At 69.7% G+C, this 6,923-nt stretch carries 8 protein-coding genes; all 8 read right to left on the reverse strand.

Translation table 11 applies throughout. The annotated features are described in order from the left end of the window. The coding region (locus Q0629_RS10180) for a chromate transporter (RefSeq protein WP_366123177.1) at positions 1 to 164 on the reverse strand (164 nt) is incomplete at its 3' end. After that, a complete protein-coding gene (locus Q0629_RS06645; protein WP_298780485.1) occupies positions 161 to 715 on the reverse strand; it encodes a chromate transporter in 555 nt (184 codons plus the stop codon). The genes Q0629_RS10180 and Q0629_RS06645, both read right to left, overlap by 4 nt. Positions 716 to 837: 122 nt before the next feature. After that, positions 838 to 2,151: a tRNA (N6-isopentenyl adenosine(37)-C2)-methylthiotransferase MiaB gene (gene miaB, locus Q0629_RS06650; protein ID WP_298780487.1), complete on the reverse strand. Its 1,314-nt coding sequence runs from the start codon at positions 2,149 to 2,151 to the stop codon at positions 838 to 840. Positions 2,152 to 2,165: 14 nt separating this feature from the next. After that, positions 2,166 to 3,464: an adenylosuccinate lyase gene (purB, locus tag Q0629_RS06655; protein WP_298780489.1), complete on the reverse strand. Its 1,299-nt coding sequence runs from the start codon at positions 3,462 to 3,464 to the stop codon at positions 2,166 to 2,168. Positions 3,465 to 3,511: 47 nt separating this feature from the next. Beyond that, a complete protein-coding gene (locus Q0629_RS06660) occupies positions 3,512 to 4,117 on the reverse strand; it encodes a DUF4416 family protein (protein WP_298780492.1) in 606 nt (201 codons plus the stop codon). Next, positions 4,110 to 5,084: a hypothetical protein gene (locus Q0629_RS06665; RefSeq protein WP_298780495.1), complete on the reverse strand. Its 975-nt coding sequence runs from the start codon at positions 5,082 to 5,084 to the stop codon at positions 4,110 to 4,112. Before Q0629_RS06665 ends, Q0629_RS06660 begins: the two co-directional genes overlap by 8 nt. After that, positions 5,081 to 6,010 carry a signal recognition particle-docking protein FtsY gene (gene ftsY, locus Q0629_RS06670; protein WP_298780498.1) on the reverse strand — a complete coding sequence of 310 codons (930 nt, stop codon included), beginning with the start codon at positions 6,008 to 6,010 and terminating at the stop codon, positions 5,081 to 5,083. Before ftsY ends, Q0629_RS06665 begins: the two co-directional genes overlap by 4 nt. Continuing rightward, positions 6,011 to 6,923, reverse strand: a 913-nt coding sequence (gene ricT, locus Q0629_RS06675; protein ID WP_298780501.1) for a regulatory iron-sulfur-containing complex subunit RicT, incomplete at its 5' end; no start/stop codon positions are given.

The raw sequence follows: 6,923 nt of genomic DNA on the forward strand, positions 1-6,923 counted from the left end.
GTCATCTGCGCCAGAGCCACCGTCTGGCCGAACATCTCCTCCGTCAGCCACGGGCGCACCTCCACCAGCTCGCGGTGGATGAAGGGGATCGTCGCGAGGCCCCCGCCAAAGGCCCCCATGGCCACCTTGGCGAAGACGCCCATCAAGAGCAGGACCGTGTTCATGACGCTCGCCCTCCTCTGGGGAGGAAGCGTCCGCCCAGGATCGAAACCAGCCCTCCTGCGGCCAGGGCGATGAAGGGGTTGACGTCCCAGACGAACAGGAGCCCCGCCGTCGTCGCGAAGGCGAGCGTCTGGGGGACGCCCTTCAGCACGGAGGACCGGATCATCTTCCACAGGGAATTCCACACCACCACGACCACCCCCGCCGTCGCCCCAAGGAAGAAGGAGATCAGCCAGGGGTTCTTCAGGTGTTCGATGATGAGGGAGGACAGGAAGAGGATGCTGAGGAACGGGGCCGTCGCCGTCCCCAGGACGGCCGTGACGGCGGCGGGGAGGCCGCCCATGGCCCTGCCGGCGACGAAGGAGAGGTTCGTGGCGATGGGGCCCGGCACCGCCGTCGCCAGGACGATCATGTCCGCGATCTCCTCGTCGGTGAACTCGCCCGTGGCCCGGACCTCGGCCTCGATCACGCCCAGCATCACGATGCCTCCGCCTATGGTAAACGCGCCGATCCGAAAGAACCTCACGTAGATGGACCACAACCTCTTAAACATCGAAGCCCGCCCTCCCCAAGCCCCTGCCCTGCGACCGGACGCCGGAGGGCCAAAGAAATTCGCACTGTGACGGTGTCCGGCTCCGCCCGCCTGACTCTTTGCAAACGGAGCCAGGCCTCTCCTCAAACCCTTTCCCCATGCAGACACCAGGACTCCGCCTCCGTGATCCGCACGTCGACGAAGTGCCCCAGGAGCGCCTCGTCGCCGGGGAAGATCACGACCTTGTCCGTGGGTGTGCGGCCCTGGAGCAGGCCCGCGCCCCGCGGCGCCCGTCCGTCCGCCAGGACGCGGTACGTGCGGCCCTGGAGAGCCCGGTTGATGGAGAGCGTGATTCCGTCCTGCAGCTCGTTGAGCCGCGTCAGGCGATCGAGCCGCACCTCCTGGGGCAGGGCTCCGGGCATCGTGGCGGCCGGCGTTCCCTCCCGCTCGGAGTAGGCCGCACTGTGCACCAGGTCGAACCGTATCTCGGAGAGCGCGCTCAGCGAGTCCTCGAAATCCTCCTCCGTTTCCCCAGGGAAGCCGACGATCAGGTCCGTGGTCAGCCCCAGCTCCGGCAGGGCCCCGCGCACCATCGCCACCTTCTCGACGAACTCCTGGCGCGCGTACTTGCGGTTCATCCTCTTCAGCACCCTGTCGCTCCCCGACTGGATGGGCAGGTTGAGCGAGGGACACACCGCCGGCTCCTCCGCCATCACGTCCACGATGTCCCGCGTGAAGTCCTGGGGCAGGGAGGTGACGAAGCGCACCCGATCCAGCCCCGGCGTCCGCGCCACGCTCCGCAAGAGCTCCGCAAAGGTCGGCCCGCCGTCCAGGTCCCTGCCGTAGCTGTTGACGTTTTGGCCCAGCAGCGTGACCTCCCGCACGCCGTCCTCCACCAGCGCCCGGACCTCGTTCAGGACGTCCGGGGCAGGGCGGGACAGGAAGCGCCCCCGCACGTAGGGCACGATGCAGTAGGTGCAGAAGTTGTCGCAGCCGTAGGCGATGGTCACGTAGGCCCGCCACGGGTTCTCGCGGCGCGTCGTCACCTCGTCCAGCTCAAAGAACTCCCGCGGGTCCGCGTCCAGCAGGTCCAACTTCACGTCCTCCGCCACGACGCGCTCCAGCCCGTCCGGCAACATGCCGATGTGCCGCGGCCCCGAAACGAGGCGCACCCACGGGAAGCGCGACAGGGCGCGTTTCCCCAGGCTCTGCGCGATGCAGCCCGTCAGGGCCAGGACGGGGCGATGGTGACCACTCCAGGACGCCTCGTAGCGCCCCAGGTCGCTCCACACCTTCTGTTCGGCCTTGGCGCGGACGCTGCAGCCCGTGATGACCACCAGGTCCGCGTCCTCTTCCTCCGCCTCCCGCCAGCCCCGCCGCAGGAGCACCGTGCGAACCCTGTCGCTGTCGTAGACGTTCATCTGACAGCCGTAGACCTTCATGCAAAAACGATGCAAGGCCGCCTCCCGCGTCAATCCCCGTCGAAGCGGGCGAAGATGTCGTCCACCCAGCGCGCGTAAAAGTCGCTCTCGAAGAGAGCCTTGATGCGCTCCGGCGGCACGAGGCCCTGGATGCGCCCGTCGCGCAGCAGGAGGTCCAGGAAACGCCCCTCCCCCGCCGCCGTCCTCATGGCGTTCTCCTGCACGACGGCGTAGGCCGCCTCCCGCGACAGGTTGAGCTCGTCCAGCAGGAAGGTCAGGACGCGCTGGCTGTAGACCAGCCCGCCCGTCATGTCGATGTCCTCCCTCACGCGGGCCTCATCCACCACGAGTCCCGTCAGGATGCCGGTCATGCTCCGCGCCATGAAGGCGGCGATGTTGAAGGCGTCCGGCCAGATCACGCGCTCCACCGAGGAGTGACTGATGTCGCGCTCGTGCCAGAGCGCCACGTTCTCCATGGCCGTCAGGGCATAGCCGCGCAGGAGGCGCGACATCCCGCAGACGCGCTCGCACTTGATGGGGTTTCGCTTGTGGGGCATGGCGCTCGAACCCTTCTGGCCCGCGCCAAAGGGCTCGAAGGCCTCCCGGACCTCCGTGCGCTGCAGGTTGCGGACCTCAAGGGCCATGCGCTCCATGGTGCAGCCAAAGACCGCGAGGGCGTTCATCATCTCGGCGTGGCGGTCCCGCTGCAGGATCTGGTTTGAGATGCACGCCGGCTCAAGCCCCAGCAGCTCGCACACGCGGGCCTCAAGGCCGGGGGAGCTCATCGCGTAGGTGCCCACTGCGCCCGATATCTTGCCGCTCGACACGTGCCGTTTCGCCAGCTCAAGCCGCTCGCGGTCGCGCTGCAGCTCCGCGTGCCAGTTCAGGAACTTCAGGCCCAGGGTCATCGGCTCCGCGTGGATTCCATGGGTGCGCCCGACGCAGGGCAGGCGCTTGTAGCGGCGGGCCAGAGTCATCACCGCGCCGTCCAGCTCGTCCAGCGCCTTCAGGATGATGTCCATGGAGTCGCGCAGCATGATGGAGCTCGCCGTGTCCAGGACGTCGCTGCTCGTCATGCCCAGGTGCAGGTAGCGCCCGTTCTCGCCCACGTTCTCCGCCACGGCGCTGACGAAGGCCACGACGTCGTGCTGCGTCACCCGCTCGATCTCGTGGACGCGCTCCACGGAAAAGCGCGCGTTGGCCTCGATGTCCAAAAGCGCCTCCTCCGGGACGCGCCCCATCTCGCACCACGCCCGCGCTGCCGCAAGCTCCACCTTCAGCATCACGTTCAGGCGGTTCTCCTCCGCCCAGAGCGCGTCAACGTCCCGCTCCGCATACCGTTCGATCACTCTAAACATCCTCCTCACAGGAGCGCTGAATTACCAAGCGCACTCCCTCAAAACTCCGACGACGGGCTCCGCCCGGCCCCGCCTCTCCCGCGCGCTTCATCCTCCCGCCGGTGGTACGATGGGGCACAGCAGGGCCGCTCCGCCAGCCACCTCTCCCGGACGGCGCTGAGGAACGTGTCGTAGACGCCGCTCTTGAAGTCGGGGAACGTGTAGTCAAAGCTCGTCCAGCTCCCAAACCGGAAGCGCATCGTCACCTCAGCGTAGACGCCGTCCCGCAGCCAGATGCGGTGCGCGTGGTCCTTGGTGGAGGCCAGGACAAGGCGCGCGCCGTCCACGTAGCCGGGGTCGACGTTGACGGCCCGTGGGGTCCGGCTCCGGGCCTCGACGGCGCAGGACTGACGCTTCCAGTCCGCCAAGCCTCCCGCCCCCACGAGGCCGGGGAAGCAGAGGAAGGTCCGCACGAGGCGCGGCGCGATGTCGCGATAGTAATCCGTCAGGGTGAAGGGCACGGGCTCCCCCACGAGGTCCGGCGCGCCCCAGAGCTCCGACAGGGCCTCCAGGGTCCATCGCAGCCGCCCCTCGTCGCCATCGGGCCAGAGGACGCCCGCGATGCGCTTCACCAGCGGCTCGTCCCGACGATCGGCGTCAGGCATCGAACCCGCCCGGCCCCGCTTCTGGCCCGTCGGGCCGCACCTGCCCCGGCGTCAGGAGGGCCATCGTCTGGGGCCCTATGGCCTTCAGGACCTCGTCCTCCTTCTTCGGGGCGTCGGCCTTCCTGCGCCCGCGCCTCCTGGGCCCCTCCGGCTCTCCATCGTCCTTCGTCCGCCTGCGCCGCTTGGGCTCGGCGGCCGGCGGCAGCCCCTCCACGCAGAGGTAGCCCAGGAAGCGCCCCTGCCACTCGCAGGGCCAGGACTGCCCCTTGAAGTCCTCAGGCAGGGAGTCCGCACGGCTCCAGGAGGCTCCCCCGGACTCCAGGACGGTCGTCCAGCGGCGTCCCACGGCGGCCCACCAGGAGATGTCCTGCGCCTCCGCCAGGTCTCCCGTGCAGTCGTCTATGATGAAGACGTCCCGGTCCACGCGGCGAAAGGTCAAGTAGCAGGGCCGTTCCCTGCCCTCCAGCTCCACGATGAACTCGTCCTTCTCCGGGAGGTCCGCCACGCTGAGCCGCTCCAGGTCCGACCCGAACGCCGCCATCGCCGCCCGGTTCAGCTTCACGCCCGTCCGAGCGCACAGGGCGAAGGGGACGGGGGCCTCCCACCACTCCGGGTACTCCGGCTCCGTCCGGCTGACGGCTTCGCTGATCGTCGCCGTGCGGGCGCCGCGCCGCTCCAGGACCAGGGCCTGGGTCGCGTCCGGGTTCGGCAGGCCTTCCGGCGCCAGGGGGCGGAACAGTCCATCCCTCGCCAGGGCCGGAAGGTCCCGCACCGGCGCCTCCGCCCTTCCCCGTTCCACCAGGACCACGAGCTGCTCCTTCGAGAGGACGATGGGGTCCGCGCCGTCGGGCAGGTAGACGCCGTAGTCCAGCATCAGGCCGTACATCGCCCTGAGGAAGACCAAGAGCGGCGAGCTTCGCGACAGCGACCGGAGCCGCTCCTCCTCCGCCTCCCGCGCCGCGGTCATCGTCCCGCCTCGCCTTCCATCAGCGCCGCCGCGAACTCGGCCGGGTCAAAGGGGCTGAGGTCCTCCGGGGCCTCGCCCAGGCCGATGCAGCGCACGGGGATGCGGAGCCTGCGGGCGATGGCCAGCACCACGCCCCCCTTCGCCGTGTTGTCGTACTTCGTGAGCACGATGGAGGAAACGGGCAGGATGGAGTTGAAGGTTTCCGCCTGCGCCACGGAGTTCTGCCCCAGCACCGCGTCCAGCACCAGAACCGTCTGGACCCGCTCCTCCCCCGCCTCCCGGAGCAGCACCCGCTGGATCTTGCGCAGCTCCTCCATCAGGTTGTGCTTGTCGTGAAGGCGGCCCGCCGTGTCCACGATGAGGAGGTCCGCGCCCGCGCTTCGAGTGGCCTGCCAGGCGTCGAAGGCCACCGCCGCGGGGTCGCTCCCCTGCCCCTGGGCGACGACGCGCACCCCAACCCGCTCGCCCCAGACCTGCAGCTGCTCCACCGCCGCCGCCCGAAAGGTGTCCGCCGCGGCCAGCACGACGCCCTTCCCCTGCCCCTTGAACTGCAGGGCCAGCTTTCCGGCCGAGGTGGTCTTGCCGCTGCCGTTGACCCCCACCATCAGGAGCACCTGGGGGGCGGGCTCCGTTTCAAAGGGCTTCCCCATCCCAGGGACGGACAGGAGCTCCGCCGTGATCCTCTCGACGAAGACGTCCCTCAGCGCCTCCGGCGAAGCGATGCCGCGGGCCCGGACCTCCCCCTTCAGGGATTCCACCAGCTCCTCGGACAGATCGACCCCGACGTCCCCGGCGATCAGCCGGTCCTCCAGCTCCTCCCAGAAGGCGTCGTCAAAGGAGCTCCCTGAGAACAGCTTCGCAATGCCGCCGCTCCAGCGCTCCTTGACGCCCTTCAGCCCCTCCTTCAGACGCGCAAAAAACGCCATTTAGACCTCCTCCTTCCCCTGGGCCCCATCGGGACCGGAACTCCGGGGGCCCCGTGGCCGCCTTGGGCGATCCGGCCTGCGGCGCGGCCTTGGACGACGTTCCTCCTCGCCGTGCCGGGCCCCCTCCGCCGCTGCGTTCGGGGCCGGCGCCGGGCCGTCCTGCCTTGGGCGCGGAGGGCGCTCCCCCTCGCCGCGTCGGGTCCCCTCCGCCGCGTTTGGGGCTGGGGCCGGACCGTCCTGCCTTGGACGCGAAGGGCGCTCCCCATCCTGCCGCCTAGGAGGACGCCCTCCCCTGCGTCGGGGTGCCCCTTCCGCCTCTCCGCGAGGGGCCCGCTCCGCACCAGGCCGGGCCTCCTGCTCACGCCGCCCGGTCCGGCGCTCCTCCGGGGCTGGAGGCACCTCCCTCCGCCTGCCGTCCCCGCCGCGGGCGGGGGCAGGGTCGGGCCGGCGCCCGCCCGCAGGGAAACGGCGCCCCGCGCCTGCGGGACGCGGGAGGGTCTCTTCGTCGCCCCATTCCTCGCCCCGCAGCACGGCCGCGCGGAAGTCTTGGAAGTCCGCTACGGGAACAGCGGCGACGCGCCCAAAGGGGGTGCGCACCTGCACCCGTTCCGTGGCCAGGTCCACGCTCTCCAGGACGTAGGTACCGTTCTCCGTCCTGATCTTGCTCCCCGGTCCGGGAAGCCCCTTCCACAGCGCCCCATAGGTTTCGTGCTCGTAGGCCATGCAACACATCAGCCGGCCGCAGATGCCGGATATCTTGGTGGGGTTCAGCGCCAGCTTCTGCTCCTTCACCATGCGGATGCAGATGGGGGTGAAGTCGTGCAGCCAGTAGCTGCAGCAGCAGGGACGCCCGCAGGGCCCGATCCCCTTGACGACGCGGGCCTCGTCCCGCACCACGATCTGCCGCATCTCG

The sequence above is a fragment of the uncultured Fretibacterium sp. genome (genome assembly GCF_938030725.1).
Classification (GTDB): Bacteria; Synergistota; Synergistia; order Synergistales; family Aminobacteriaceae; genus Fretibacterium.